Source organism: Brevundimonas sp. LF-1 (genome assembly GCF_037055305.1).
GTDB lineage: Bacteria > Pseudomonadota > Alphaproteobacteria > Caulobacterales > Caulobacteraceae > Brevundimonas > Brevundimonas sanguinis.
Genome location: NZ_CP146349.1, coordinates 1,915,676 through 1,941,987, shown reverse-complemented (window position 1 = coordinate 1,941,987; position 26,312 = coordinate 1,915,676). Strand labels below are relative to the sequence as shown.

Below are 26,312 nucleotides of genomic sequence, written 5' to 3'. Positions count from 1 at the left end.
AGGCAATGGGACGAACCGTCATGACCGCTACCGATGATCCGGTCGTGCTGATCAACATCTTCAAGTGCGACCAGCGCCACCTGGACGAACTGATCGAGCGCCTTGCGGCGCTGGCGAAGGTGCAGTCCGAACTGCCCGGCTTTGTCTCGGCGACCCTGCATCGGGGGCTGAACGGCCGCGTCGCCGCCAATCACGCGGTGTGGGCCAGCGCCACAGACTGGAAGGCCATGACGCGCCACCCCCAGGTCGTCAACGCCATGGGTCCGATCCTGGCCATCGCGACCTTCGAGCCTCACCTCTATGAACCAGGCGAGGTGACGACCGGCTAGCCGGCGCGCCAGATCTCGGCGCGCGCCCCCGCGTCGCCCAGCGCCTGAACCGTCCAGCCGCAGATTTCAGCCGCCGCCGCTTCGGCCCCCGACGGCGCATTGACCACCGTCATCGCGCAGCCGTTCATCTTCATCGGATTGTTGAGCGGCCGCAGACGCGCCTCGGCGACCAGCACCCGCGACAAGCCCGCCTGCTCCAGCCGCCGGATGAAGCCGTCGAACGTCTCCAGATCCTTCAAGGGCGTCCAGATCGCGACGCACGCCGTCGGATCCGCGCGCACCACAGCCGCCGCCGTCTCGGCCGAGCGGACATAGTCGTCAGGCCGCTCGAACGGCGGGTCGATCAGCACCAGCGGACCCTTGACGCCCCTGGCCGCGCGCACCGCCTCTTCATAGCCGTCGCCCGCCTGTCCCTGCGCGTTCGGCCACGCGGAGAGCGCCTCATTGAGCAGGGCCTCAATCGGCGGATTCAACTCAAAGCCGCGATAGGAATCCTCGGCCCGCAACGCCCGCGCCGTCAGCACCGGCGAGCCCGGATAGAACCGCACGCCGCCTTGAGGATTCAACGCGGCCACTTCAGCGGCCAGCGCCTCGATCAACGGAGGCCGCGCTTCGGCGGTCATCAGCCGCGCCACCCCGGCCTCGGCCTCGCGCGAACGCTGGGCGTCTCCCGACAGATCATAGAGGCCCGCCCCCGCGTGGGTGTCGAGCACCGTCACCGGCCCCCTGCTCTGGCGATCCTTCAGCAGCCACAGCACCAGGGCGTGCTTGACCAGGTCGGCGAAGTTTCCGGCGTGAAAGCTGTGACGATAATTCATGCCGCTCCGTCCCTCGCCCGCGCCCTCAGGTCAAGCCATCGGCGCCCCGGTGAAGGAACCGCGCGACGCCGCCGCCGTTGCGATATGCCGCTTGAGAAGAGCCACGATGATCGAACGCCCGGCCCCGCCCGACGACGACCACGCCCCCGCGACGCCGCCCGGGCCCTCCTGGCCGTTGGCGGACGACATGGGCGCGGCAGAGTGAAGGTTGGCGCGTGACGCCTCCCTATCCCGCCCCGCCCAAAGGGTTGACCTGGTGCAATGACGACAGCCCCGGCCTGACGCGCCGTCGCTCCGGTCGCGGCTTCTGCTATCGGGATGCGGACGGCGACCTGATCCGGGACGCCGCCACGCTGGACCGTATCCGCAGCCTGGCCATCCCGCCGGCCTGGACCGATGTCTGGATCTGTCCGCGCGCCACCGGCCATATTCAGGCGACGGGGCGCGATGCGCGCGGGCGCAAGCAGTACCGCTATCATCCCGACTGGACGGCCCATGCCGCAGAGAACAAGTTCGAGCGCCTGCCCGCCTTCGCTCGCGCCCTGCCCCGTCTGCGCAAGCGCGTCGAGGACGATCTGTCCCGGCGCGGCCCGTGCCGGGAAAAGGTGTTGGCCACCGCCGTGCGCCTGCTTGAGATCACCCTGATCCGTGTCGGCAACGCCCAGTATGCGCGCCAGAACCGCTCCTATGGCCTAACCACCCTCAGCAAGCGGCACCTCGAAATGGACGGCGCCGCCCTGACCTTCGCCTTTCGCGGCAAGAGCGGGATCGAACACAGCGTCAGCCTCCGCGATAGGCGCCTGGCCACGGTCGTCCGGGCGCTGCGCGACCTGCCCGGCCAACAGCTGTTCAAGTACCGCGATGCGGACGGCGCCCTGCATCCCGTCACCTCGGACGAGGTCAACGCCTATATCCGCGAGGCAGCGGGAGAGGAGTTTTCAGCCAAGGACTTCCGCACCTGGGCCGGCACGGTGTCCGCCGCCCGCGCCCTGCGCGACGCCGAGGCCCCGACCTCGGCGGCCGACGCCAAACGCAAGGTCACGATCTGCATCAAGGCTGTGGCGGGTCTGCTGGGCAATACGCCGACCGTCTGCCGCTCGTCCTACGTCCACCCGGCGGTCGTCGCCCTGTTCGAACAGGGTCGGCTGGCGCAAAGCCTGCCGAAGTCAGAAGCGGCCTCTTTCGAGACCGCCCTGATCAAGCTGCTGGCGGCCTGAACCAGGCCGCCCCGCTTCAGTCGGCCCAGTTCAGGACGACCTTGCCGGACTGGCCCGACTTCATAGCCTCAAAGCCGGCCTCGAAGTCCTGGTATGGCATCTGGTGGGTGATCAGCGGGGTCAGGTCCAGACCGGCCTTCAGCAGGCCCAGCATCTTGCGCCAAGTGGTGAACATCTCACGCCCATAGACGCCCTTGATGGTCAGGGCCTTCAGGATGATCGTGCCCCAGTCCGTCTCCATCGGCTTGGACGGAATGCCCAGCATGGCCATGCCGCCGCCCATGATCAGGGTGTCGACGCACTGTTTGAAGGCGATGGGCGAGCCCGACATCTCCAGCGCCACGTCGAAGCCGACCTTCAGGCCCAGCTCGTGCATGACGTCGCGCAGATCTTCCTTGGTCGTGTTCACCGTGCGCACGCCCGGCGCGACCTTTTGCGCAAGTTCCAGGCGGAAGTCATTGATGTCCGTCAGAACTACCGTGCGCGCGCCGGCATGACGCGCCACAGCCGCCGCCATCATGCCGATCGGACCGGCCCCGGTGACGATCACATCCTCGCCCAGCAAGTCGAACTGCTGCGCCGTGTGCACGGCGTTCCCGAACGGGTCCAGGATCGAGCCGATCTCATAGGGCACGTCGTCCGGCAGTTCGATGACGTTGAACGCCGGGGCCACCACATATTCGGCGAAGGCGCCTTGACGGTTCACGCCGATGCCGCGCGTGTCGGGGTCGAGGTGAAAGTGACCGGCCCGGGCCGCCTCGGAGTTCAGGTCGATGACGTGCCCCTCGGCCGAGACGCGCTGGCCCACCTTCAGGCGGCGGTCCACGTCCTTGCCGATGGCGACGATCTCGCCCGAGAATTCATGGCCGGTGATCATCGGCACGGGCACGTTCTTCTGAGACCATTCGTCCCAGTTCCAGATGTGAATGTCAGTGCCGCAGACAGCGGTGCGGTGCACCTTGATCAGCACGTCCTCGTCGCCCGCGACGGGGATGGGGGCGTCGATCAGCTCCAGCCCTTCGGCCGGTTTCGTCTTGGCCAGGGCCTTCATGGTGTCGGTCATGGTGGGTGCTCCCGTTGCTCGGCTTCAGCCGCTAGGCCGCCTTGGCGCCGACCGCAAGCGGTCGAGTGCGAAAAGCATCAACGGCGACGATCCACGAGCACCCAGGATAACAACAGTCGAGCCTAGCTGTCAGACATGCCGTGAATCAGCTAGCTATGACGATCTTACACGCCGATCTCCTATCCGGCGGACCCGTCCACAAGGATCAGTTCGTCGCCCATGCCGCGTTTCCTCAAGTCGCCTGCCGTTCAATATCTGGGCCTGTTCGCCCTGTTGGCCCTCGCCCTGTTCAGCGCCCTGGCGACGCCCTGGGCCGAGAGGCTTTTCGTCCAGCCCTTCACCCAGCTGCTGGTGGATATCTGCGCCGCCGTGCTTCAGCCGTTCGACGGGCGCGTTCAGGCGCAGGGCGACATCCTGCGCTTCAGCGACGGACGCGGCGCCGTTCAGGTGCTGGCCGGCTGCAATGCGGTCGAGGTCTGCGCCCTGCTGACCGCCGCCATCCTGGCCTTTCCGGGACGGCTGCGCGACGGGGTGATCGGCGCCGTCGTGGGGGTGGGCGCGCTGCAGTTGGTGAACCTGCTGCGGATCATCAGCCTGCTCTATCTCTCGCGCGGGTCGGAATCGCTGTTCGAGTTCTTCCACCACTACGTCTGGGACGCGATGATCGGCCTTGAGGGGCTGCTGGTCTTCTTCTTCTGGACGCGCTGGCAGGGACGTCAGCCGGCCAAGGCCGCCGCCGAGGAGACTGTCTGATGACCGGCTGGCTGCAAACCCTCGGCCCGCACGCCGGAAGAGGCCGCACGTCGTCGCTTCGGCCTGTGGTCGCTGGTGATGTTCCTGCTGCTGCTGCCGCCCTGGTGGCTGTGGGGCGCGGACCTGGCCACGGCTGCGCTGCGGCCGCTGGCGAGTTTGGTCTTCCCGATCTTCGGCCTGTCGGGCGAGATCATCACCCGCGCCGATGGCGGGTGGGGCGTCGGCACGCGCCTGACCTCGGACGGCGCGCCGGTGGTTTATGAGGTGGCCCATACGGCCATCCGCCGACTGCTGCTAGGCGTTCCGCTGGCCGTCGCCTTCCTGACGGCGCCCCGCGCACTGATCGTCCGCTGAGAGCGGCTCTGATCGCGGCGGCGGTTCTGACCGCGCTGTTCCTGCTGTCGCTGGTCTGCCTGATCTGGGGCGAGCTGGCGGCGCAGCTGAACCCCGAACTGGCGCCCGCAGCGCTGGCGCGCTGTCCTCGCTGGATCAGCCGCCGCTGCATCCGATCGCGGCCCAGGTCGCCATCGTCGGCCGCTATATCGGCATGTCGGTAGCGCCGCTGATCGCCGCCATCCTGCTGTGGGCGGCGCTCAATCCAACAGGCCGGTCGGTGGTCATGGCCGACGACAGCCTGAAGGACTGAACCGGCTCCGCCCGCTTGCGGGGGTCAGATGACCCCCAGCTCCCTGCCCGCCTGGGTGAAGGCGGCGACGGCGGCGTCGATCTGCTCGAAGGTATGGGCGGCCGACATCTGGGTGCGGATGCGGGCCTGACCGCGCGGCACCACGGGGAAGCTAAAGCCGATGACGTAGACGCCCAGTTCCAGCAGGCGCGCCGCCATGTCCTGCGCCAGCTTGGCGTCGCCCAGCATGACCGGGATGATCGGGTGCTCGCCCGGCAGCAGGTCGAAACCGGCCTGCGCCATCGCCGAGCGGAAGCGCGCGGCGTTGGCGAACAGTTGAGTCCGCAGCTTGTCGCCTTCCTCGCCCGCAGCGATGCGGATGGCCTCCAGCGACGAGCCGCACACGGCGGGCGCCAGCGCGTTGGAGAAGAGGTAGGGCCGCGCGCGCTGCTTCAGCAGCTCCACCACGTTCTTGCGGGCGCAGATGAAGCCGCCCATGGCGCCGCCCAGGGCCTTGCCGAAGGTGCCGGTGACGAAGTCGACCTCGACGCCGCAATGCGCAAACGAGCCCTTGCCCTTGTCGCCCAGGAAGCCGGTCGCGTGGCAGTCGTCGACCATGATCAGGGCCTGATACTGGTCGGCCAGGGCGCGGATCTGGTCGATCTTGCCGATGTAGCCGTCCATCGAGAAGGCGCCGTCGGTGGCGATGATGATGTTGCGGCGCCGGCGGCCCGCGCCTCCTTCAGCTTGGCCTCCAGATCGGCCATGTCGGAGTTGGCGAAGCGGTAGCGCTGAGCCTTCGACAGGCGCACGCCGTCGATGATCGAGGCATGGTTCAGGCTGTCCGAGACGATGGCGTCCTCGGCCCCGAACAGAGGCTCAAAGATGCCGCCATTGGCGTCGAAGGCGGCGGCGAACAGGATGGCGTCCTCAAAGCCGAGGTAGTCGGCGATGGCGCGCTCCAGCTCCTTGTGGATCTCCAGCGTGCCGCAGATGAAGCGCACCGAGGCCGTGCCCGCGCCCCACTTCTCCTGCGCCTTGATCCCGGCCTGGGTGACGCGCTCGTCGCCGGCCAGGCCCAGATAGTTGTTGGCGCAGAAGTTCAGCACGTCGCGGCCGTTGACGGAGATCACCGGCCCTTGGCGCGAGGCGATCACGCGCTCGGGCTTGGTCAGCCCCTGAGCGTCGATATCAGCCAGCTCGGCGGAAACACGGTCGTAGAATGCCTGGTTCATATTCTGGGTCATGCTTGCTCCGCTACGCTGAATCTCGGCAGGTTTGAACCCCTAGCCTGCGGCGGGCCCAGGCGCCTGAGCCGAAGCCTCGGCCACGGGGCGCAGAGGGCTGACCTCAACCTGCCCGCCGCACGGCGTGAAGGCCAGCGGCAGGGCGATGGCCGTGGCCGCCCCCGGCGCCGTGACCCGCACCGTCTTGGCCGAGGGACAGGCCGTCTCGCCCTTGTCCTCATGCGGGATGACGGTCCAGGCCAGATCGAACCAGGCGGCCTGTTGCGGACGGATTTCGACCGGCGTCGGCGCGCGCCCCTGCGCGAAATAGTTGCCCGGCGTCTGCACCGCCCGAACGCCCGTCAGCAGCCTGCCGTCGCCGTCCAGCAGGCTTACGGACGGATAGCCCGTGACCGTGCAGGCGGTCGCGCCTGTATTCCTCAGCGCCAGAGTGGTCACGCGATGGCCCATGCCCGCATCGCCGCCCTCGACCGCCAGACGCAGGGTCTCGGCGGCGCAGGGCGCGCGGGCGGGCGGCGGCGCCACCGCGGCGACCGGGCGGCTGCAGCGTTCGATGATGAGGCCGCCCGCCTGATCCCCCTGCCCTGCGGTCTGGCCCATACGGCTCAGCGTGCCGCTCTCCGTCTCGCCGCGGCTGGCCGTCCACCACTCCAGCCCCTGCCCGGCATAGCGGGCGCCGCTGGCCGAAACGACATTGGTCAGAGCATAGTCCTTGCCGTCGTAGGAGACGCGGGCGGTCTGGGCGTCGGGATAGGCCACCACGACCGTCCTGCCGCTTTCGCAGGCATAGCCGACGGCGGCCGCGTCCTGGCTCGCCGGAGCCTCGATCGGCGAGGTCGGCTCAGCCGGCCTCTCCTGCGAACAACCGGCGGCCAGAATGCCCAGCCCGGCTGTGACGGCGATGGTCTGGAACCCGGCGGATCTGGTCATGGCGGCCCCCTTGAAACAGCGACCCTGCTGCAACGTCGGGGGCTTGTGAAGGCTCCGGCGGGATGAAATCGTCGCGAAGGGCGGTTGCGTAATGATATACTATAACATATCAAGCCTCCCATCATTGTAACGGGGATGCGTGATCATGCGTTTTCAGACCTTCCTACTGACCGCCGCGAGCGCGGCCGCCCTGGCCAGCCTGGGCGCCGCTGCGCCCGCCTTCGCCGAGGATACGCTTCAACGTCAGTCGCAGGCCGATCCGCATGATCACGCCCCCACCGCCGCCGACGCCTATGAGGTGGACGAGGTCGTGGTGCGCGCCCTGCCCCTGGGCCGCGCGGGCGACGACGTGGGCTCGCACGTCGCCCTGCTGAGCGGCGACAACCTGGTCCACCGGCGCCAGTCAACGCTGGGCGACACCCTGAACAGCATTCCCGGCGTCAACTCCGACACCTTCGGCGGCGGGGCCAGCCGCCCGGTGGTGCGCGGCCAGACCTCGCCGCGCGTCAAGGTGCTGAGCGAGGGCGCGGGCCTGATGGACGCCTCTGAAGTCTCGCCCGACCACGCCGTCAGCGGCGAGCCGCTGCTGCTGGAAGGCGTCGAGATCCTGCGTGGCCCGGCGGCCCTGCTTTACGGCGGCGGCGCCATCGGCGGCGCGGTGAACCTGCTGGACAAGAAGATCCCGACCCGCGTCCCGGCCAACGGCGGCGAGGGCGTGGCCGAATACCGTCGCGGCTCGGTCGACAATGAGGAAGCCGGCGTGGTCGGCATGACGGTCGGGGCTGGAAACTTCGCCCTGCGCGTCGAAGCGGCGGCGCGCAAATCGGACGACTACAAGGTTCCCGGCTGGGACGAGCCGCGCCTGGACGGCTCCTACAACGAGACCTCGACGGCGACTCTGGGCGGCTCCTGGATCGGCTCGCGCGGCTACCTGGGCGCGGCCTTCACCGAACAGACCAGCCGCTATGGCCTGTCCGGACACACCCACGAGTACGAGGGCTGCCACCCGCACGGCGACCACCTGCACTGCGGCGGCGGTCACGACCACGGTCACGACGACGATCATGGCCACGGCGACGACGATCACGGCCATGAGCATGAAGGCGACCACGACCACGCCGCCCCCGAAGTCCGCCTGAAGAGCCGCCGGGTCGATCTGCGCGGCGAACTGCGCGATCCGCTGCCGGGCATCGAGAACGTGCGCCTGCGCGCCGGCTACACCGACTATGAGCACAGCGAGCTGGAAGAAGGCGTCGTCGCCACCACCTTCACCAACAAGGGCTATGACGGTCGGATCGAGGCCCAGCATCGCGAGATCGCCGGCGTCCGCGGCGTGGTCGGCCTGCAACTGAGCAAGAGCGACTTCGCCGCCGTCGGGGACGAAAGCTATCTGGCGCCCAGCACGACCAAGAACACCGGCCTGTTCGTGATGGAGGAATACGAGATCGGCCTGTGGCACCTGGAAGGCGCGCTGCGTCAGGAATGGCAGGAGGCCTCGGCCGTCGGCCTGCCCGACGTCGAGCACAAGCCCTTCTCCATCTCCGGCTCGGCCGTGTGGCACTTCACCCCCGGCTGGTCCGGCGCCGTATCGCTGTCGCGTTCGCAGCGCGCGCCCTCGGCCCAGGAGCTCTATGCCGACGGCGTCCACCTGGCGACCAACACCTATGAGATCGGCGATTCCGATCTGAGCGTCGAGACGGCCAACTCGATCGAGCTGACCCTGCGCAAGACCGAAGGCTCCCTGACCGGCTCGGTCAGCGCCTATCACTATGTCTATGATGACTACATCTTCGCGCGGACGCTGGATCAGTACGAGGACTTCCGCCTGATCCGCTACAGCCAGGCCGATGCGACCTTCACCGGCATCGAAGGCGAGCTGACGCAACAGTTCACGCCATGGCTGTCGGGCACGGTCTTCGGCGACTACGTCCAGGGCGAGCTGAAGGGCGACGGCGGGAACCTGCCGCGATCCCGGCGGCGCGGGCGGGCGTGCGTCTGGCCGCCTTCCAGGGACCGTGGTCGGGCGACGTCGAATACAGCCGCACCTTCAAACAGACCGACATCGCCGCTTTCGAGACCGAGACGCCGGGCTACGACATGGTCAACGCCACGATCGCCTATGACGTGGATCTGGGGCCTGTCCGATCGCAGATTTTCCTGCGCGGGACCAATCTGCTGGACGAGACGGCCTTCAACCACGCCTCCTTCCTGGCCGAGACGGCGCCCCTGCGCGGGCGCAACCTGACGGTCGGCCTGCGCGCTCGCTTCTGAGCCTTTTCGCCACCGCAAAAAACAGGGGACGGGATCCGACGGATTCCGTCCCTTCGTCCGTTGGACCCATGTCGGTTCGGACGGGACTAAGCCTCTTATTACAGGAGTTTAATCCCAGAGTGCGATTGCGCCCATTTTCGGCGCACATCGTTCTCTACCTGGGCCGATGCGGTGGATGAGACAGGGCGTCCGCCGCGAACGTGCCTATTTCCCGGTTGCCTTTAGGACTCGACATGTCGCCAGTCGCTTTGCTGTTCGCCCTCGCCTCCCTGTCTCCTGCCGACACGGCGGCGGCGTCCTCCTCCCCGCCCAGGCTGCGCCCGCCCAGACCGCAACCCCTGTGCCGCAGGAGGAGATCGACGACGACGCCTATGACCTGGGCACGCTGGAGGTGGTGACGACCGCCCGGCGCGGCGCGGCCTTGGGCGATTACGAGCCGGAACTGGTCCTCGACGAAGAACAGATCAAGGCCTACGGCGCCAGCAGCATTCAGGAGCTGATGACCCTGCTGGAGCCGGTGACGCGCAGTTCGCGCGGCGGTTCGCCGGTCTTCCTGGTCAATGGCCGCCGCATCTCGGGCTTCCGTGAAATTCGCGGCATTCCGCCCGAGGCGATTGAGCGCACCGAAATCCTGCCCGAGGAAACCGCCCTGTCTTACGGCTACAGCGCCGACCAACGGGTGGTGAACTTCGTGCTCAAGGCCGATTTCCGCTCTCTGACGACGCAGGCCAGCGTGCGCCGGCCCGATCAGGGCGGCCGCACCTCGACCCAGATCGACAACAACGTCCTGCGTATCGCCGGCAAACAGCGCTGGACGCTGGACCTCGGCTATCAGAACGACAGCCCCCTGTTCGAGACCGAGCGCAACATCCGCCGCGACGGCGTTCCCTATGACCTGATGGGCAATATCACGGCGCCCGGCGGCGGCGAGATCGATCCCGCCCTGTCGGCCCTGCTGGGCCAGAGGGTGACGACCGCTTCGGTCGGCGCGGGCGCAGGCGGCGGCGCCGATCTGGGCGACTTCGGCGTCGGGCCGCGCACCGACGACCTGACCGCCTATCGCACCTTGTCGCCCAAGCGCGAGAACAGCTCCATCACCGGCTCGCTGGTGCGTGACCTGAACCAGACCATGTCCCTGACGCTCAGCGGGGAGCTGTCCGATACGACCAGCTTCTCCTATCTGGGCCTGCCGGGCCTCAGCCTCGCCCTGCCCTCGACCAGCCCCTATTCGCCCTTCGCCAGCGATGTGCTGCTGCACCGCTATGTCGATGCGCCGGGCGCCTTGGGACGGAGCAGCGACACCCTGTCGGGTCAGCTGGGATTCCTGGTCGACGGCTATCTGGGCGACTGGCGCTGGACGGTGAACGGCGGCTATGACCGCGCCGAGACCAAGACCCGCACCGGACGCGGCCTCAATGACGACGCGCTTCAGGCCGGCGTGACGGCGGGGGTCATCGACCCCTTCGGCGACCTGGGCCAGTTGCCGACCAATCCGTTCGACACCGCTCGCTCCGTCTCCAGCAAGTCCAGCATCGAAGGCGTCATCAACGGCACGGCCTGGGAAGGTCCGGCCGGTTCCCTGACCTCGACCTTCAAGCTCGGCTTCGACAGCCAGTCGCTGGATTCCGAGACCCTGCGCTTCTCCGAACAGGAACAGGCCAGCGTCTTCTCCGAACGCTCCCTTTCGCGTGACCGCGCCAGCGCCTCGGGCAACTTCAACATGCCCATCGCCAGCCGCGACCGCGAAGTGCTGGGCGCCCTGGGCAATCTGTCGGCCAATCTGAACCTGGCCTATGAGGACCTGTCCGACTTCGGCGGCCTTTCGGCCTATACGTTCGGGCTGAACTGGTCGCCGTGGGAGCCGCTCAACTTCAACGCCAGCTGGGCCGACGAGCAGAAGGCCCCGTCGATGTCGCAGCTGAACGACCCGACGCTGTCGACGCCGAACGTGCCGGTCTATGACTTCGCAACCGGCCAGTCCGTCACCATCACCCGGATCGAGGGCGGCAATCCCAACCTGTCCGAAGAGACCAAGCGCGTCCTGAAGTTCGGCGTCAACCTGACCCCGTTGAAGGACAAGGACCTGCGGTTCACGGCCAACTACACCCGCACAGAAACCGAAGGCTCCATCGCCTCCTTCCCGACCATCACGCCGGAGCTGGAGGCCGCCCTGCCCGAGCGCTTTACCCGCGATCTGGACGGCAATCTGCTGTCGATCGATGCCCGGCCGCTGAACTTCCAGAAGGCCGAGCAGCAGGAAATCCGTTGGGGCCTGAACTTCTCCACCGCCTTCGGCAAGCCGGACCCGGCGGCCATGGCCCGGATGAACGCACGCAGCGGCGGCGGTCCCCGGGGACCGGGCGGTCCCGGAGGCGGAAGCGGCGGCCGCAGCGGCGGCGCGCCGACCGTCATGCGGGTCGAGGGCGGTCGCCCGCCCGGCGGGTCTCCCGGCGCGGGCGGCCCTCCTCCGGCGGGAGCAATGCGGATGCAGGTCGGGGGCCGGGAGGCCCCGGCGGTCGTGGTCGCGGCGGCGGCATGATGCCCGGCCAGGGCCGGTTCAACATCTCGCTGTATCACACCTATCGCATCCAGGATGAGATCACGATCCGCGACGGCCTGCCGGTGCTCGACCTGCTGGACGGCGCCGCCATTGGCGCGCGCGGCGGCCAGTCCCGCAACGAAGTCCAGTTGCAGATGGGCGTCTTCAAGAGCGGCATGGGCGGCTTCCTGAACGCCAACTGGAAGGAATCCACCCGCATCAACGGCGGCGCCTCGCCCGACGACGACCTCAGCTTCTCGGACCTGACGACGGTGAACCTGAACCTGTTCGCCGACCTGTCGTCGCGCGAAAACCTGGTCTCGCGCTATCCGTGGCTGAAGGGGACGCGCGTCAGCCTTGGCGTCGAGAATATCTTCGACCAGCGGCTGGACGTGCGCGACGGCCTGGGCGAGACGCCGCTGTCATATCAGCCCGACTACCTCGACCCGCTGGGCCGGACCTTCCGCGTCAGCCTGCGGAAGATTTTGTACTGAGCCTTGTCCTCACCCACCGTCATCCTCGGACTTGATCCGAGGATCGAGGGGCTCTTCCTGTCCGCCGTCCCGCAGGCGGATAGCCCGATCCTCGGATCAAGTCCGAGGATGACGGCGGAGTAGGCATCAAGAAAAAGCCCGGTCTCGCGACCGGGCCTTTTGCTCGCATCGGTTTACAAAACCGAAGCTCAGTGCGCCTCTTTCGGCGTCTCCATCAGTTCGACCAGCACCCCGCCCATCTCCTTAGGGTGCAGGAAGACCACCGGCGTGCCGTGTGCGCCGATGCGAGGCTCGCCGGTGCCGAGGATGGTCACGCCCTTGGCGCGCATCCCGGCGATAGCCGCGTGGATGTCCGCCACCTCGAAGCAGACATGGTGCTGGCCGCCCTTGGGGTTCTTGGCCAGGAAGCCGGTGATCGGGCTGGTCTCGTCGTAGGGCTCGATCAGTTCGACCTGGGCCGTGGGTGTGTCGATGAAGCAGACCTTCACCCCTGGGCCGGCAGGTCGAACGGCTCGCCGATCTTCGTCGCGCCCAGGATGTCGCGGTACAGTTTGATCGACTCGGCGATGGAAGGCGTGGCGACGCCGACGTGGTTGAGAGCGCCGATCATTATTTCTTCTCCGCAGGCGCGGGCTGGGCATAGCCCAGGCGCTGGTTCAGCTTTTCGATCAGGTCCACAGCCGTCTCGGCGATGACCGAGCCGGGCGGATAGACGGCGGCCGCGCCCATATCGAGCAGAGGCTGCACGTCCGACGGCGGAATGACGCCGCCGACCACGATCATGATGTCCTCGCGCCCCAGCTTAGCCAGTTCGGCCTTGAGTTCGGGCACCAGCGTCAGGTGCCCCGCCGCCAGCGACGAGGCGCCGACCGCATGGACGTTCTTCTCGACCGCATCGCGCGCGGCCTCGGCGGGCGTCTGGAACAGCGCCCCCGCCGTGACGTCGAAGCCGATGTCGCCGTAGCCGGTGGCGACGACCTTCTGGCCCCGGTCGTGCCCGTCCTGGCCCAGCTTGGCGATCAGGATGCGCGGCGGGCCGCCGTCGTTCTCGACAAAGGCCGCGACCATCGAGCGGGCGCGGGCGACTTTGGGATCGTTCCCGGCCTCCTTGGCGTAGACGCCCGACACCGTCTTCACGGTAGCGATGTGGCGGCCGAAGGCGGCCTCGAGCGCGTCGGAGATTTCGCCGACGGTGGCCTTGGCGCGGGCCGCCCGCACCGCCAGCTCCATCAGGTTGGCGTTCCCGCGCGCGCCCTCGGTCAGGGCGTCCAGCGCACCTTGCGTCGCCGCCTCGTCGCGCTCGGCCTTCAGCCGTTGCAGCTTCTCGATCTGGCGAGCGCGCACTTCGGCGTTGTCGACCTTCAGCATCGGAATGTCGTCGACCACGGGGTTCAGATATTTGTTCACCCCCACGACCGTCTGCTGGCCGGTGTCGATGCGGGCCTGGGTCTTGGCGGCGGACTCTTCGATCCGCAGCTTGGGGATGCCCGCCTCAATGGCCTTGGCCATGCCGCCATAGGCCTCGACCTCCTCCATCAGGGCGCGGGCCTTGGTCGCCAGCTCCTGGGTCAGGCGCTCGACGTAGAAGCTGCCGCCCCACGGGTCGATGACGCGGGTCAGGCCCGTCTCGGCCTGCGCCAGAATCTGGGTGTTGCGCGCGATCCGGGCGGAGAAGTCGGTCGGCAGGGCCAGCGCCTCGTCAAGCGCATTGGTGTGCAGGCTCTGCGTCTGGCCGCCCGCCGCCGCCATGCACTCGACCATGGTGCGGGGCACATTGTTGAACACGTCCTGCGCCGCCAGCGACCAGCCCGAGGTCTGGCAGTGGGTCCGCAAGCTGAGCGACTTCGGATTGACGCCGCCTTCGCGCTTCACCGCCTCGGCCCACAGCAGGCGACCGGCGCGCATCTTGGCCACCTCCATGAAGTAGTTCATGCCGATGGCCCAGAAGAAGCTCAGGCGCGGCGCGAAGCGGTCGATCTCCATGCCCGCCGCCTTGCCCGCGCGCAGGTATTCGATCCCGTCCGACAGGGTATAGGCCAGCTCGATGTCCGCGGACGCCCCCGCCTCCTGCATGTGATAGCCGGAGATGGAGATGGAGTTGAACTTGGGCGTTTCCTTCGCCGTCCACTCGAAGATGTCGGCGATGATCCGCATCGAGGGCGCGGGCGGATAGATGTAGGTGTTGCGGACCATGAACTCCTTCAGAATGTCGTTCTGAATGGTCCCGGTCAGCTTGGCGTGATCGACGCCCTGCTCCTCGCCCGCCACGACGTAGAGCGCCAGGATCGGCAGCACCGCCCCGTTCATCGTCATGGACACCGACATCTGGTCCAGCGGAATGCCGTCGAACAGGGTCCGCATGTCCAGAATGCTGTCGATGGCCACGCCCGCCATGCCGACGTCGCCCTTCACCCGCGGGTGGTCCAGATCATAGCCCCGGTGGGTGGCCAGATCGAAGGCGACCGACAGGCCCTTCTGACCGGCGGCCAGGTTGCGGCGATAGAAGGCGTTGGACTCCTCGGCGGTCGAGAAGCCCGCATACTGGCGGATGGTCCACGGCGCGCCCGCATACATGGTCGGATAGGGCCCGCGCACGAAGGGAGCGAAGCCAGGCAGGCCGTGGATGAAGTCCAACCCCTGGACGGCCCCGGGGCCGTAGGCGGTCTCGACCGTCAGACCTTCGGGCGTGGTCCACGGCGCGCGCTCAGGCCCGGCGCCGGTGGCGTCGAGGTCGAGGGCGATCTTGGAGAAGTCAGGGAAACTCATTGGGCGGCCTCCTCGAAGGCGGCGGCGAAGCGGACAGGCGACAAGGCCTCGAACGCCCCGATGACGGCAGGCGCGGCGGGCGCAGGCGTCACGTGCGCGGGGCGCACATCCGGGTCGACGAATTTGGTGACGCCGACGATCTGAGCAGCGCCGTCCCGATACGCCTTCTCAGCCATGTCGCGGGCGCGAGCGATGCGGGGCTGGATCACCCCGCCCTCCAGACAGGCGATGACGCCGCCTTCGGCTTCATAGACCTGAAACTCGGCCCAGGCGGCCTCGGCCAGTTCGCGGGTGCGCGCGTCCAGATACCAGGAGCCGCTGGCCGGATCGTCCACGCGGCCCAGGTTGGACTCCTCCATCAGGATCAACTGGGTGTTGCGCGCCTGACGCCGGGCGAAGTCGTCCGGCAGGCCGGCCGCGCGGGTGAAGCTGTCCAGCACCACCGCATCGGCCCCGCCCACGGCCCCGGCGAACCCGGCCGCCGTCAGACGCAGCATGTTCGGCCACGGATCGCGCGCCGACAGCATCCGCCGCGACGAGCGCGCTTCGATCTTTGCTTGAACTTCAACGCCAAAGGCCTTGGAAAAGCTGGCCCAGATCAGGCGCAGGGCGCGGATTTTCGCCAGAGAGTCAAAATAGGCCTGATCCACGGCGACGCCCAGAACCACGCCCTTCAGCGCCGCCTCGACCGACAGATCTGCCTCGACGGCGGCCTTCACATAGGCCACGGCCGACGACGCGGCGAAGGCCAGTTCCTGCGCGATGGAGCCGCCCGCCTCATGCGCCACGCGGCCCGAGGCCATGAACAGCGTCGCCTCGGGATAGGTCGCCGCGTGGGTCGCCGCCGCGTTGGTCGTCTCGCCCATGATCGCCGCGAAACCGCCCGGCGCCCCGCCTGCCTCGGCATAGGCCGAGATCGGGTCGAGGTGGAAGGCCAGCTTGGCGCGGGGCGAGCCCTTGGCGGCCGCCGACAGGGCCTCCGCCGCCTTCACGCCGTCGAACCCCGCGTCCAGCGCCACCGGCGCCAGCTCCAGCGCCACCCCGTCCAGCGCGCGAGCCAATCGGCCTGCGTCCGCCGCGACCGGCCCGGCGATCAGGACGGAGGCCGCCCCGTTCTCCAGATCGGTCAGGATGGCGCGGTTCAGGGCGTCCGCGTCCTCGCCCTCATTCAGCGCCCGCACGTCCCACGCCCGGCCTTCGGAATCCGAGGGCCGGGGCGCGAACACCGGCTCGCCGCCATTCGCCGCCCCATACAGCGGCTTCGTCGCCAGATGGTCCGCATCCAGATGGATGAGGCTCTCCAGCGGACGCTCCTTCAGCGCCTTGACGGCGGCTTCGCGCCACTCCAGCGGGGTCGGGACGGCGAACTCGGTCATTTACTCGAACTCCACCAGCACGTCGTCGGCGGCGACCGGATCGCCGGCCTTGGCCTTGACCGCCTTCACCTTGCCGTCGCGCTCGGCCTTGAGGATGTTCTGCATCTTCATAGCCTCGATGATGGCGACCGTCTCGCCGGACTTGACCTCCTGGCCCTCGGCCACGGGGATGTCGACCACCAGACCCGGCATCGGCGACAGCACCAGTTTGGAGGTGTCCGCCGCCTGCTTCTCGGGCAGCAGGGCGTAGAGATGCGCCACGTCGGGGCGCAGCACGCGCACCCGCGCCTTGGCCGCGCGGTGGCGGATGTCGAAGCCGTCGGCGGCGCGCCTCACCTCGGCGGTGAAGGCGTCCTCGTCCAGCACCGCCTTGAACAGCGACAGGCCCGGACGCCAGTCGATCTCGGACAGGGAGACCTCTTCGCCGTCGATGGCGACGATCAGGTCTTCGGCCTCGTCATAGCCGACCTCGACCTCATAGGCCGTCTTGTCGACCAGGACGGTCCAGTCGGTGCGCTCGCTGGGATCGCCGTCCTGTTCGGCGATGACCTCGTTCATGGCCACAGCCGAGGCGATCAGGATCTTCACCTGCTCGGGGCTCGGCGCCAGGCCGTGGAAGCCCTCGGGGAACTCGTCCTTGATGTAGCTGGTCGACAGCTGGCCGGACTGGAAGCGTTCCTGATCCATGACGGCGGCCAGGAAGGGCACATTGTGGCCCAGCCCCGCTAGATGGGTGTCCTCCAGCGCGCGGGCCATGCCGCGCACGGCGTCGTCGCGCGTCTCGCCCCAGGCGCACAGCTTGGCGATCATGGGGTCGTAGAACATGCTGATCTCGTCGCCCTCGCGGACGCCGGAATCGTTGCGGACCGTATAGTCGCCCTGATCGCCCTCTTCCGGCTGCTCATAGCGCACCAGACGGCCGATCGACGGCAGGAAGCCGCGATAGGGGTCTTCGGCGTAGATGCGGCTCTCGATGGCCCAGCCGTTGATCGACAGGTCGTCCTGCTTGATCGCCAGCTGTTCGCCCCAGGCCGAGCGGATCATCTGCTCGACCAGATCGACGCCGGTGATCAGCTCCGTCACCGGATGCTCGACCTGCAGACGGGTGTTCATCTCCAGGAAGAAGAAGGACTTGTCCTGACCGGCGACGAACTCGACCGTGCCCGCCGAGTCATAGTTCACCGCCTTGGCCAGGGCGACGGCCTGCGCCCCCATGGCTGCGCGGGTCGCCTCGTCCAGCAGGGGCGACGGCGCCTCTTCGATGACCTTCTGGTTGCGGCGCTGGATCGAGCATTCACGCTCGAACAGGTGGATGACGTTGCCGTGCTTGTCGCCCAGCACCTGAATCTCGATGTGGCGCGGGTCGACGATGAACTTCTCAAGGAAGACGCGGTCGTCGCCGAAGGCGTTCAGCGCCTCGGCCTTCACGGCGGCGAAGCCCTCGGCCATGTCGTCGTCCGAATGGGCGACGCGGATGCCCTTGCCCCCGCCCCCGGCCGACGCCTTGATCATGACCGGATAGCCGATCTCGCGCGCGATCTTCACCGCCTCGTCCGGCGTTTCGATCAGGCCCATGTGGCCCGGCACGGTCGAGACGCCCGCCTCGGCGGCGAACTTCTTCGACGTGATCTTGTCGCCCATGGCGTCGATCGCCTCGGGGGTCGGCCCGATGAAGGCGATGCCCTCGGCCTTCAGCCGGCGCGCAAACCCGGCGTTTTCCGACAGGAAGCCGAAGCCAGGGTGCACGGCCTGCGCCCCCGTCTGCTTCACGGCGTCCACGATCTTGTCCTGGATCAGATAGGACTGGGCGGCGGGCGACGGGCCGATGTGAACCGTCTCGTCCGCCATCTCGCAGGCCAGCGACCCGGCGTCGGCGTCGGAGTAGACGACCACCGTTTTGATGCTCATGCGACGGCAGGTCTTGATGACGCGAACAGCAATCTCGCCGCGGTTGGCGATCAGAATTTTATCGAACATTTCTGGGCCTTACAGCGGGATGTTGTCGTGCTTCTTCCAGGGATTTTCCTGGGTCTTGTTCTTCAGCGTCTTCAGCGCCTTGATCAGGCGACGGCGGGTGCCGTGGGGCATGATGACGTCGTCGATGTAGCCGAGCCCGGCCGCTACGAAGGGGTTGGCGAAGCGTTCCTTGTATTCGGCCTCGCGCGCGGCCAGGGCCTCGGGATCGCCGGCCTCCTTGCGGAAGATGATCTCGACCGCGCCCTTGGCGCCCATGACCGCGATCTCGGCGGTGGGCCAGGCGTAGTTGACGTCGCCGCGCAGGTGCTTGGCTCATGACGTCATAGGCGCCGCCATAGGCCTTGCGCGTGATGACCGTCAGCTTGGGCACGGTGGCCTCGGCATAGGCGAACAGCAGCTTGGCGCCGTGCTTGATCAGGGCGCCGTACTCCTGCTTGGTGCCCGGCATGAAGCCCGGCACGTCGACGAAGGTCACCAGCGGGATGTGGAAGGCGTCGCAGAAGCGCACGAAGCGCGCGGCCTTGCGGCTTGAGTCGATGTCCAGCACGCCCGCCAGGGTCTGGGGCTGGTTGCCGACGATGCCGACCGGCTGGCCGTCCAGACGGCCGAAGCCGCAGATGATGTTCTTGGCGAAGTCGGCGCCGATCTCGAAGAAGTCGGCCTCATCGACCGTCTTCAGGATCAGCTCCTTCATGTCATAGGGCTGGTTCGGATTGGCCGGGACCAGGGTGTCGAGGCTGGCCTCGTCGCGATCCGGCTCGTCATAGGTTTCGCGGACCGGCGGCGTCTCGCGGTTCGACAGCGGCAGGAAGCCGATCAGGCGGCGCACCTCCGACAGGGCCTCCAGATCGTTCTCGAAGGCGCCGTCGGCGACGCCCGACTTGCCCGCGTGGACGCGGGCGCCGCCCAGGTCCTCGTGGCTGACCACCTCGTTGGTGACCGTCTTCACCACGTCGGGGCCGGTCACATACATGTAGGAGGTGTCCTTCACCATGAAGATGAAGTCGGTGATGGCGGGCGAATAGACGTCGCCGCCCGCGCACGGCCCCATGATGACCGAGATCTGCGGAATGACGCCGCTCGCCAGGGTGTTCTGCAGGAAGATGTCGGCGTAGCCCGCCAGCGACTCCACCCCTTCCTGAATGCGCGCGCCGCCGGCGTCGAACAGGCCAATGATCGGCGCGCCCGCCGTCAGGGCCATCTTCTGGATCTTGACGATCTTGGCCGCGTGAGCGCCCGACAGCGAGCCGCCGAACACGGTGAAGTCCTTCGAAAAGACATAGACCAGACGGCCGTTGATGGTGCCGCGCCCGGTGACGACGCCGTCGCCCGGGATGCGCTGCTTCTCCATGCCGAAGTCGTGGCTGCGATGCTCCACGAACATGTCGGTCTCTTCGAAGGAGCCTTCGTCCAGCAGGACGCCGATGCGTTCGCGGGCGGTCAGCTTGCCCTTGGCGTGCTGGCTGGCGATGCGCTTCTCGCCCCCGCCCAGCTTGGCGGCGGCGCGACGGCGCTCGAGGCTCCTCGAGGATGGCCTGGCTCATGGTTGGGCGACTCCCTGACTTCGTTCAGAGTCCAACAAGCCGCTTGGTTGCAAAAAGGCAATCGCAACTTTGCAAAAGGCTTCCAAGTGCGTAAGCCTGCCAAGGCGGACAGGCGTTTTTGCAAAGTTGCAATGCCCAACAACCATGGCTGAAAAACTCTACCTCGGGACCAAGGTCCGCAAGCTGCGCGAAGCGCGCGGCTGGACGCTGGAACAATGCGCGGGGGCTGGCGCTGTCGCCGTCCTATCTGTCGCAGATCGAGACCAACCAGCGCCCGGCCACGGCGCGGGTGCTGATCGCCCTGACGCGCGCCTTCGACGTGGATGCCAGCCTGTTCGATCTGGACGGCGACGCCCGCCTGATCGCCGACCTGCGCGAGGCGACCACCGACGTCGCCGGCCACGCCGAGGCGCCGACGGCGGGCGAGCTGAAGCAGGCGGCCATGAACGCGCCCCGGCTGGCGCGACAGTTCCTGGCCCTGCACCAGGACTATCGCCGCCTGGACGAGCGGTTGAAGACCCTGAACGAGACCCTGGGCCGCGACGAACGCGCCACGGTCGCCGCCCCAGCCCTGCCCTATGAGGCGGTGCGCGACTTCTTCCACTATCGCGACAACTACATCGACGCCCTGGACCGGGCGGCGGAGGATCTGGCCGCTCAGCTGAACCTCGGCGACGGCGTCCACCCTGAGCGCGAGTTGGAGACGGCCCTCAACGACCTGTGCGGCGTGCGCGTCGCCACGGGCCAGGCGCGCGGCGCCATGCGGCGCTTCGATCCGAGCGCGCGCATCCTGTACGTCGACGCCAGCCTGCCGGGCGCCACCCGCGCCTTCCAGATGGCGCACCAGCTGGTTCGCTTACGGTTCGAGGATCTGATCGAGCACGAACTGGACCGCGCCGCATTCGACATTCCCGCCGCGCGCGACGTGTGCCGGGTCGGTCTGGCCAACTATGCGGCGGGGGCGCTGCTGCTGCCCTATCGCGCCTTTCTAGAGGCGGCGCGGGAGCTGCGGCACGACGTGGACCGCCTGCGCAACCGCTTCCACGTCAGCTTTGAGCAGGCCTGCCACCGCTTGAGCACGCTACAGAGGCCCGGATGGCGCGGCGTGCCCTTCTACTTCGCGCGGGTGGACATGGCGGGGAACATCACCAAGCGGCACAGCGCGACGCGCTTCCAGTTCGCCCGCTTCGGCGGCGCCTGCCCGCTGTGGAACGTGCACGAGGCCTTCAGCGCCCCGGACCGCATTCTGGTCAATCTGTCGGAAATGCCGGACGGCGCCCGCTACGTCTGCATCGCCAAGAGCGTGTCCAAGCCGGGCGGGTCGTTCCTGGAGCCGGACCGGCGCTATGCGCTGGGTTTGGGATGCGAGATCGAGCACGCCGCGCAGTTGGTCTATGCGGATGGACTGGACCTCAACGGCCCCCCGACCCGCATGGGCGTGAACTGCCGCATCTGCGAGCGGACGGACTGCACCCAGCGGGCCTTCCCGCCGATCGACCGGATGCTGGCCGTGCCGGAGAACGAGCGCGGGGTGATCCCCTATACGCTGAGCTGACTTTCTCCTCCCCATGAAATGGGGAGGTGGATCGGACGCGGAGCGGCCGAGACGGAGGGGCCGCTTGGTTCCGCTGTCCCAAGAGGCCCCTCCACCACTTCGTGGTCCCCCTCCCCACTGACGTGGGGAGGAAAGGCGTTAGCTCATCGTCGGGATGATGAAGCTGGAGTCCTCGTGCTCCAGCGCGCTGTCGGGCCAGCGGGCGGTGACGGTCTTGGTTTTGGTCCAGAACTTCACGCCTTCCATGCCGTACTGGTTGGTGTCGCCAAAGCCCGAACGCTTCCAGCCGCCGAAGGAGTGGTAGGCCACCGGCACCGGGATCGGCACGTTGATGCCCACCATGCCGACGTTGACGCGGGCGGCGAAGTCGCGGGCCGCGCGGCCGTTCTGGGTGAAGATGGCGACGCCGTTGCCGTACTGGTGCTTGCTCGGCAGGCTCAGCGCCTCTTCGAAGTTGGCGGCGCGGACGATCTGCAGCACCGGGCCGAAGATCTCTTCCTGATAGGAGGACATGTCGGTCGTCACGTGGTCGAACAGCGACGGGCCGATGAAGTAGCCCTTCTCATGCCCCTGCAGGCTGAAGTCGCGGCCGTCGACGACCAGTTCGGCGCCTTCCTCGACACCCTTGCTGATCCAGCCGGCGACGCGGTCGCGGTGCTGGGCCGAGACGACCGGGCCGTAGTGCGCCTGATCATCGGTCGAGACGCCGACGCGCAGGGTCGGGATTTCGGCGACCAGACGCTCGCGCAGTTCATCGGCGGTCTTCTTGCCGACCGGAACGACGACCGGCAGAGCCATGCAGCGCTCGCCCGCCGAGCCATAGGCCGCGCCTGACAGGTCCTTGATGACCTGATCCAGATCGGCGTCGGGCATGACGATGCCGTGGTTCTTGGCGCCGCCCATGGCCTGGACGCGTTTCCCGTGCTGGGCGCCGGTCTGATAGACGTAGTGGGCGATGTCCGACGAGCCGACGAAGCTGACGGCGTGGATGTCGGGGTGGGCCAGGATGGCGTCGACCGCCGTCTTGTCGCCGTGGACGACGTTCAGCACGCCCTTGGGCGCGCCCGCCTCCATCATCAGTTCGCCCAGACGCACCGGCACGGACGGATCGCGCTCGGACGGCTTCAGGATGAAGGTGTTGCCGACGGCGATGGCGACGCCGAACATCCACATCGGGATCATGGCCGGGAAGTTGAACGGGGTGATGCCCGCCACCACGCCCAGGGCCTGACGCGAGGAGTAGACGTCGATGCCCGGACCGGCGCCCAGCGTGTATTCGCCCTTCAGCGCGTGCGGGATGCCGCAGGCGAACTCGATCACTTCCAGACCACGCTGGATGTCGCCCTTGGAGTCAGCGATGACCTTGCCGTGCTCGCTGGACAGCATCTCGGCCAGTTCGTTCATGTTCGCCTCGACCAGGCGCTTGAACTCGAACATGACGCGGGCGCGGCGCTGCGGGTTGGTCGAGGACCAGCCTTCGAAGGCGGCCTGCGCCGACTGCACCGCGCGGTCCATCTCGCTGACGGTCGCCAGCTGGACCCGGGCTTGAACCTCGCCGGTGTTGGGGTTGAAGACGTCGCCGAAGCGGCCCGACGCCCCTTCGAAAGCCGCACCGTCGATGAAGTGGCGAATGTCGCGCATTGGCGTCTCTCCCGCTGATTATGGTTCTTCGTGAGCCTGCCCTAGCAGAGCGGACCGGTCAGGCCCATTGCAATCTTGCAGGTGATGATGTGCATATCTGCATATGTTCGACTGGGATGATCTGAGAGTATTCTTGGCCGCCGCCCGCGCCGGGTCTCTGGCCACGGCGGCGCAGCGGTTGGGCGTGGACGCAGCCACCGTCGGGCGACGCGTGGCGCGGCTGGAGACGGCGCTGAAGTCGACCCTTCTGGTCCGCTCGGCCGCCGGGCTGCACCTGACGGCCACCGGCGCCCAGCTGCTGGAGCGAGCGCTGGACGCCGAAAGCGCGATGGAGGCCGCCGGGCGCGTCACCCAGCCCGACCTGGTCGCGGGCGCCGTGCGGATCAGCGCCTCGGAGGGCTTCGGCGGCGCGGTGCTGGCTCCCGCCCTGCCGGGCCTGCTGGCGGCGCATCCGGGACTGAACGTCGAACTGGCGGCCAGCTCCGGCTTCCTGTCGCCCAGCCGCCGCGAGGTGGACATGGCCATCACCCTCAGCCCCGCCGACAGCCCGCGCCTGATCGTCGAGCCGCTGACAACCTATCAGCTGGCGCTCTACGCCGCCCCCGAACACCTGGAACGGCACGGCGCCCCGCAGAGCATCGACGACCTGAACCGCTTCGACATGGTCGGCTATGTTGACGACCTGATCTATGCGCCCGAGCTGCGCTACCTGGAGGAGATCCGCCCCAACCTGCGGCCGCGACTGGCGTCCTCGTCCATCCGCGCCCAGCGGGACATGGTGGCGGCGGGCGGCGGCATCGGCGTCCTGCCCTGCTTCCTGGCCGAGGGACTGACGCGGATTCTGCCCGATCAGGTGCTCATCGAGCGCCGCTTCTGGCTCAGCACCCACCGCGAGGTTCACGGCGCCGCCCGGCTGAAAACAGTGCGGCGCTGGATCAAGTCCCTGTGCCGCGATCAGGCGCCCCGCTTGACGCCGCTGCCAGGCTTGTCACAGTGAATTTCAACCTTTCCGCGAGGTGACTATATTTTACATTTTACACTCGCCTAATGCGCCACTTCCACGGCTATGGTTCAGCCATTCCCCGGAGCGTGCAGAACTATGAAAATCGCGGTGTTGGACGACGATCCTGTCCAGTTGGAGTTCATCTCCGACGTGGTCGAGGACGCCGGTTATCGCGCCACTCTTTTTCGCGAGGCCAGGCGCTGATCTCGGCGCTGCGCAAGGACACCTTCGACATGATCATTGTCGACTGGAACCTGCCGGATCGGTCGGGGCTGGAAATCCTGACCTGGGCGCGGAACAATCTGAAGCCCGCGCCGCCCATGCTGCTGGTCACCAGCCGCGCCGAGGACGAAGACGTGGTCGCGGGCCTGGACGCCGGGGCTGACGATTATCTGCCCAAACCTCTGTCCAAGCCGGTGCTGGCCGCACGTATCAACGCCCTGATCCGCCGCGCCTACGCCCAGCCGGTCACGCCGGGCATAGAGACCTACGACGACATCGTCTTTCACCAGGCGGCAGGCAGCGTGGCGCGCAATGGCGAGACCATCGCCTTGACGGCCAAGGAATACGCCCTGGCCCTGCTGCTGTTCCGCAACCTGCATCGGGCGCTGTCGCGCACCTATATTCTGGAAACGGTCTGGGGCAATGAGCCCAACCTGAACAGCCGCTCGCTGGACATGCACGTCTCGCGGGTGCGCAACAAGCTGGAGTTGCGGCCAGAGCAAGGCTTCCGCCTCACACCCATTTACAGCTACGGTTACCGCCTTGAGCGCGTCGCGGGGGCCGATTCCGCCATCGACGCCTGAGGTCCGCGGATGAGGCGAGGCATGAAGTCCAACTGGTCCTGTGTTCTGGCGGCTGCGGTTCTGCTGTCGGCGGCCCCGGCGGCGGCGCAGTCGACCGCCCCTGCACGCCCGACCGAGACCCTCGACTATGTGGTTCGCCCCGGCGACACCCTGATCGACCTCGCGACCGCCTATATGAACCGGCCGCTGGATTACCGTCGGGTGCAACGCGAGAACCGCGTCGTAAACCCGCGCCGCCTGTCGATCGGACGCACTCTGGCCTTGCCCGTGGATCTGCTGCGCGCCGATCCGGACGAGGCGCGCATCGCCGGCTTTCGCGGGGCCGTAACCTTGCATCAGGGCGGCGTCGCGGCCGCGCCCACAGCCGGTCAGATCGTTCGTGAGTCCGCCGTCCTGAGCACCGGCGCCAACGCCTTCGTCCGCCTGTCCCTGTCGGACGGCAGCCATGTGGTGGTGCCTTCCAACAGCCGCGTGCGCGTCAGCCGCCTGCGCCGCTACGCCATCAACGGCACCGTCGATCACGCCCTGACGGTCGAGGCGGGCCGCGCGGAATCCAGGGTCACGCCGCGCACCCGCCCGGGGGCTTCGCCATCCGCACCCCCGTCTCGGTTTCGGCCGTGCGCGGCACCGACTTCCGCGTCTCCTTCGACGAAGCCAGCGAACGGTCGGCCACCGAAGTGCTGGAAGGCGCTGTCGTCGTGGCCTCCGGCGAGGACGAAGCGCTGGCCGCCGCCGATCAGGGCGTCAGCGCCGCCGCAGGCGCCGTTCGCCTGCTGCCTCTGTTGCCCGCGCCCGCCCTCGCCCGCCCCGACGCGCCTCAGACCCAGGCCCAGGTCGTGTTCGAGATCCAGCCCCTGGCGGGCGCCGAGCGCTATCGCGGCCGCATCGCCCAGGACGCCGGCATGATCGAATCCTTCGCAGAGGCCGACAGCGCGCCCGGCGGCCTGCTGGCGTTCGGAGACCTGGACGAAGGCGCCTACTTCCTGCGCCTGACCGCCCTGTCGCCCGAGGGGCTGGAGGGCAAGGCCACGACCTACAGCTTCATCCGCGTCCGCAACGGCGTCGGCGGACTGGCCTCGGCGATGGACCAGCGCGACCGCAGGCGTTTCTATCGCTTCCGCTGGGAGGCCGAGGGCGTGGGCGAAGCCGCCTTCCGCTTCCAGTTGTGGCGCGAGGCTGAAGACGGCGGCGTCGACGGCCCGCTTCTGATCGACCAGCCCGGCCTGACCGACGAAGCCTTCACCCTCAGCGACCTGCCGCCGGGCGTCTACAGCTGGCGCGTGCAGAGCGCACGTCACCGTTTCGGCCGCCTGCTGGAAGCCTGGTCCGAGCCGCAACAGCTGCGCATCGGGCGCTAG

19 protein-coding genes and 3 pseudogenes are annotated in these 26,312 nt (G+C 67.9%); 12 read left to right on the top strand and 10 right to left on the bottom strand.

Going from position 1 to position 26,312, the window contains the following annotated elements:
• Positions 1-20 precede the first annotated feature (20 nt).
• Positions 21-329 (top strand): antibiotic biosynthesis monooxygenase, encoded by a 309-nt coding sequence (locus V8F63_RS10735; RefSeq protein ID WP_134580373.1) that lies wholly within the window; start codon positions 21-23, stop codon positions 327-329.
• Here V8F63_RS10735 and rlmJ read toward each other — a convergent pair.
• Complete coding sequence (gene rlmJ, locus V8F63_RS10730) at positions 326-1,147, bottom strand: 23S rRNA (adenine(2030)-N(6))-methyltransferase RlmJ (RefSeq protein WP_025978108.1); 822 nt, start codon at positions 1,145-1,147, stop codon at positions 326-328. The genes V8F63_RS10735 and rlmJ overlap by 4 nt on opposite strands.
• 215 nt (positions 1,148-1,362) lie before the next feature.
• On the opposite strand from rlmJ, the gene V8F63_RS10725 reads away from it, so the two are divergent.
• Positions 1,363-2,364 carry a DNA topoisomerase IB gene (locus tag V8F63_RS10725; RefSeq protein ID WP_244093326.1) on the top strand — a complete coding sequence of 334 codons (1,002 nt, stop codon included), beginning with the start codon at positions 1,363-1,365 and terminating at the stop codon, positions 2,362-2,364.
• 16 nt (positions 2,365-2,380) lie between these two features.
• On the opposite strand, the gene tdh is transcribed toward V8F63_RS10725, so the two are convergent.
• Positions 2,381-3,427, bottom strand: a complete 1,047-nt coding sequence (tdh, locus tag V8F63_RS10720; RefSeq protein WP_303706027.1) for an L-threonine 3-dehydrogenase — start codon at positions 3,425-3,427, stop codon at positions 2,381-2,383.
• Positions 3,428-3,646: 219 nt separating this feature from the next.
• On the opposite strand from tdh, the gene xrtH reads away from it, so the two are divergent.
• Positions 3,647-4,180, top strand: a complete 534-nt coding sequence (gene xrtH, locus V8F63_RS10715; protein ID WP_303706026.1) for an exosortase H — start codon at positions 3,647-3,649, stop codon at positions 4,178-4,180.
• Positions 4,181-4,258: 78 nt separating this feature from the next.
• Positions 4,259-4,534, top strand: coding sequence for a hypothetical protein (locus V8F63_RS10710; protein WP_392353124.1), 276 nt, complete (start codon positions 4,259-4,261; stop codon positions 4,532-4,534).
• Positions 4,535-4,850: 316 nt separating this feature from the next.
• On the opposite strand, the pseudogene V8F63_RS10705 reads toward V8F63_RS10710, so the two are convergent.
• Positions 4,851-6,040: pseudogene (locus V8F63_RS10705) on the bottom strand (glycine C-acetyltransferase).
• A gap of 51 nt (positions 6,041-6,091) precedes the next feature.
• The gene (locus tag V8F63_RS10700; protein WP_392353123.1) at positions 6,092-6,982 is read right to left on the bottom strand and encodes a DUF4232 domain-containing protein; all 891 of its coding nucleotides are present in this window, start codon (positions 6,980-6,982) and stop codon (positions 6,092-6,094) included.
• 145 nt (positions 6,983-7,127) lie between these two features.
• Between V8F63_RS10700 and V8F63_RS10695 the strand changes: the two genes are divergently transcribed.
• From V8F63_RS10695 to V8F63_RS10685, 3 genes are all read left to right on the top strand, one after another.
• Entirely contained in the window at positions 7,128-9,227 is a 2,100-nt protein-coding gene (locus tag V8F63_RS10695) for a TonB-dependent receptor (RefSeq protein ID WP_392353122.1), read from the top strand.
• 366 nt (positions 9,228-9,593) lie between these two features.
• Positions 9,594-11,792: a TonB-dependent receptor gene (locus tag V8F63_RS10690; protein ID WP_392353121.1), complete on the top strand. Its 2,199-nt coding sequence runs from the start codon at positions 9,594-9,596 to the stop codon at positions 11,790-11,792.
• Positions 11,789-12,286, top strand: a complete 498-nt coding sequence (locus V8F63_RS10685; RefSeq protein ID WP_392353120.1) for a hypothetical protein — start codon at positions 11,789-11,791, stop codon at positions 12,284-12,286. The genes V8F63_RS10690 and V8F63_RS10685 overlap by 4 nt, the downstream gene beginning before the upstream one ends.
• A gap of 188 nt (positions 12,287-12,474) precedes the next feature.
• Here the strand turns inward: V8F63_RS10685 and mce are convergent.
• From mce to V8F63_RS10660, 5 genes and pseudogenes are all read right to left on the bottom strand, one after another.
• A pseudogene (mce, locus tag V8F63_RS10680) lies at positions 12,475-12,896 on the bottom strand (methylmalonyl-CoA epimerase).
• Positions 12,896-15,052 (bottom strand): methylmalonyl-CoA mutase, encoded by a 2,157-nt coding sequence (gene scpA / locus V8F63_RS10675; protein ID WP_392353119.1) that lies wholly within the window; start codon positions 15,050-15,052, stop codon positions 12,896-12,898. The pseudogene mce and the gene scpA overlap by 1 nt, the downstream one beginning before the upstream one ends.
• Positions 15,049-16,428, bottom strand: coding sequence for a methylmalonyl-CoA mutase family protein (locus tag V8F63_RS10670; RefSeq protein WP_392353118.1), 1,380 nt, complete (start codon positions 16,426-16,428; stop codon positions 15,049-15,051). Before V8F63_RS10670 ends, scpA begins: the two co-directional genes overlap by 4 nt.
• Positions 16,429-18,405, bottom strand: a complete 1,977-nt coding sequence (locus V8F63_RS10665) for an acetyl/propionyl/methylcrotonyl-CoA carboxylase subunit alpha (RefSeq protein ID WP_392353117.1) — start codon at positions 18,403-18,405, stop codon at positions 16,429-16,431.
• A gap of 9 nt (positions 18,406-18,414) precedes the next feature.
• Positions 18,415-19,876, bottom strand: a pseudogene (locus V8F63_RS10660) (acyl-CoA carboxylase subunit beta).
• Between V8F63_RS10660 and V8F63_RS10655 the strand changes: the two are divergent.
• Together V8F63_RS10655 and V8F63_RS10650 are read left to right on the top strand one after the other, a co-directional pair.
• Positions 19,775-20,101, top strand: a complete 327-nt coding sequence (locus V8F63_RS10655) for a hypothetical protein (protein ID WP_392353116.1) — start codon at positions 19,775-19,777, stop codon at positions 20,099-20,101. The pseudogene V8F63_RS10660 and the gene V8F63_RS10655 sit on opposite strands and share 102 nt — an antisense overlap.
• Positions 20,068-21,504 (top strand): short-chain fatty acyl-CoA regulator family protein, encoded by a 1,437-nt coding sequence (locus tag V8F63_RS10650; RefSeq protein ID WP_392353115.1) that lies wholly within the window; start codon positions 20,068-20,070, stop codon positions 21,502-21,504. The genes V8F63_RS10655 and V8F63_RS10650 overlap by 34 nt, the downstream gene beginning before the upstream one ends.
• A gap of 138 nt (positions 21,505-21,642) precedes the next feature.
• On the opposite strand, the gene V8F63_RS10645 is transcribed toward V8F63_RS10650, so the two are convergent.
• Positions 21,643-23,145, bottom strand: a complete 1,503-nt coding sequence (locus V8F63_RS10645; RefSeq protein ID WP_119411716.1) for a CoA-acylating methylmalonate-semialdehyde dehydrogenase — start codon at positions 23,143-23,145, stop codon at positions 21,643-21,645.
• Positions 23,146-23,278: 133 nt separating this feature from the next.
• On the opposite strand from V8F63_RS10645, the gene V8F63_RS10640 reads away from it, so the two are divergent.
• The 3 genes from V8F63_RS10640 (at position 23,279) to V8F63_RS10630 (ending at position 26,312) form a co-directional block, all read left to right on the top strand.
• Complete coding sequence (locus V8F63_RS10640; protein WP_392353114.1) at positions 23,279-24,142, top strand: LysR family transcriptional regulator; 864 nt, start codon at positions 23,279-23,281, stop codon at positions 24,140-24,142.
• A 239-nt stretch (positions 24,143-24,381) separates the two neighbouring features.
• Positions 24,382-24,954: a response regulator transcription factor gene (locus V8F63_RS10635; protein ID WP_392353113.1), complete on the top strand. Its 573-nt coding sequence runs from the start codon at positions 24,382-24,384 to the stop codon at positions 24,952-24,954.
• 617 nt (positions 24,955-25,571) lie between these two features.
• Complete coding sequence (locus V8F63_RS10630; RefSeq protein WP_392353112.1) at positions 25,572-26,312, top strand: hypothetical protein; 741 nt, start codon at positions 25,572-25,574, stop codon at positions 26,310-26,312.

Excerpts from the sequence above, each read along its gene's own strand:
- V8F63_RS10735 (WP_134580373.1), top strand. The coding sequence starts at position 21 with ATGACCGCTACCGATGATCCGGTCGTGCTGATCAACATCTTCAAGTGC.
- rlmJ (WP_025978108.1), bottom strand. The coding sequence starts at position 1,147 with ATGAATTATCGTCACAGCTTTCACGCCGGAAACTTCGCCGACCTGGTC.
- tdh (WP_303706027.1), bottom strand. The coding sequence starts at position 3,427 with ATGACCGACACCATGAAGGCCCTGGCCAAGACGAAACCGGCCGAAGGG.
- xrtH (WP_303706026.1), top strand. The coding sequence starts at position 3,647 with ATGCCGCGTTTCCTCAAGTCGCCTGCCGTTCAATATCTGGGCCTGTTC.
- V8F63_RS10710 (WP_392353124.1), top strand. The coding sequence starts at position 4,259 with ATGTTCCTGCTGCTGCTGCCGCCCTGGTGGCTGTGGGGCGCGGACCTG.
- V8F63_RS10700 (WP_392353123.1), bottom strand. The coding sequence starts at position 6,982 with ATGACCAGATCCGCCGGGTTCCAGACCATCGCCGTCACAGCCGGGCTG.
- V8F63_RS10695 (WP_392353122.1), top strand. The coding sequence starts at position 7,128 with ATGCGTTTTCAGACCTTCCTACTGACCGCCGCGAGCGCGGCCGCCCTG.
- V8F63_RS10685 (WP_392353120.1), top strand. The coding sequence starts at position 11,789 with ATGATGCCCGGCCAGGGCCGGTTCAACATCTCGCTGTATCACACCTAT.
- scpA (WP_392353119.1), bottom strand. The coding sequence starts at position 15,052 with ATGAGTTTCCCTGACTTCTCCAAGATCGCCCTCGACCTCGACGCCACC.
- V8F63_RS10670 (WP_392353118.1), bottom strand. The coding sequence starts at position 16,428 with ATGACCGAGTTCGCCGTCCCGACCCCGCTGGAGTGGCGCGAAGCCGCC.
- V8F63_RS10665 (WP_392353117.1), bottom strand. The coding sequence starts at position 18,405 with ATGTTCGATAAAATTCTGATCGCCAACCGCGGCGAGATTGCTGTTCGC.
- V8F63_RS10655 (WP_392353116.1), top strand. The coding sequence starts at position 19,775 with ATGCTCCACGAACATGTCGGTCTCTTCGAAGGAGCCTTCGTCCAGCAG.
- V8F63_RS10645 (WP_119411716.1), bottom strand. The coding sequence starts at position 23,145 with ATGCGCGACATTCGCCACTTCATCGACGGTGCGGCTTTCGAAGGGGCG.
- V8F63_RS10635 (WP_392353113.1), top strand. The coding sequence starts at position 24,382 with ATGATCATTGTCGACTGGAACCTGCCGGATCGGTCGGGGCTGGAAATC.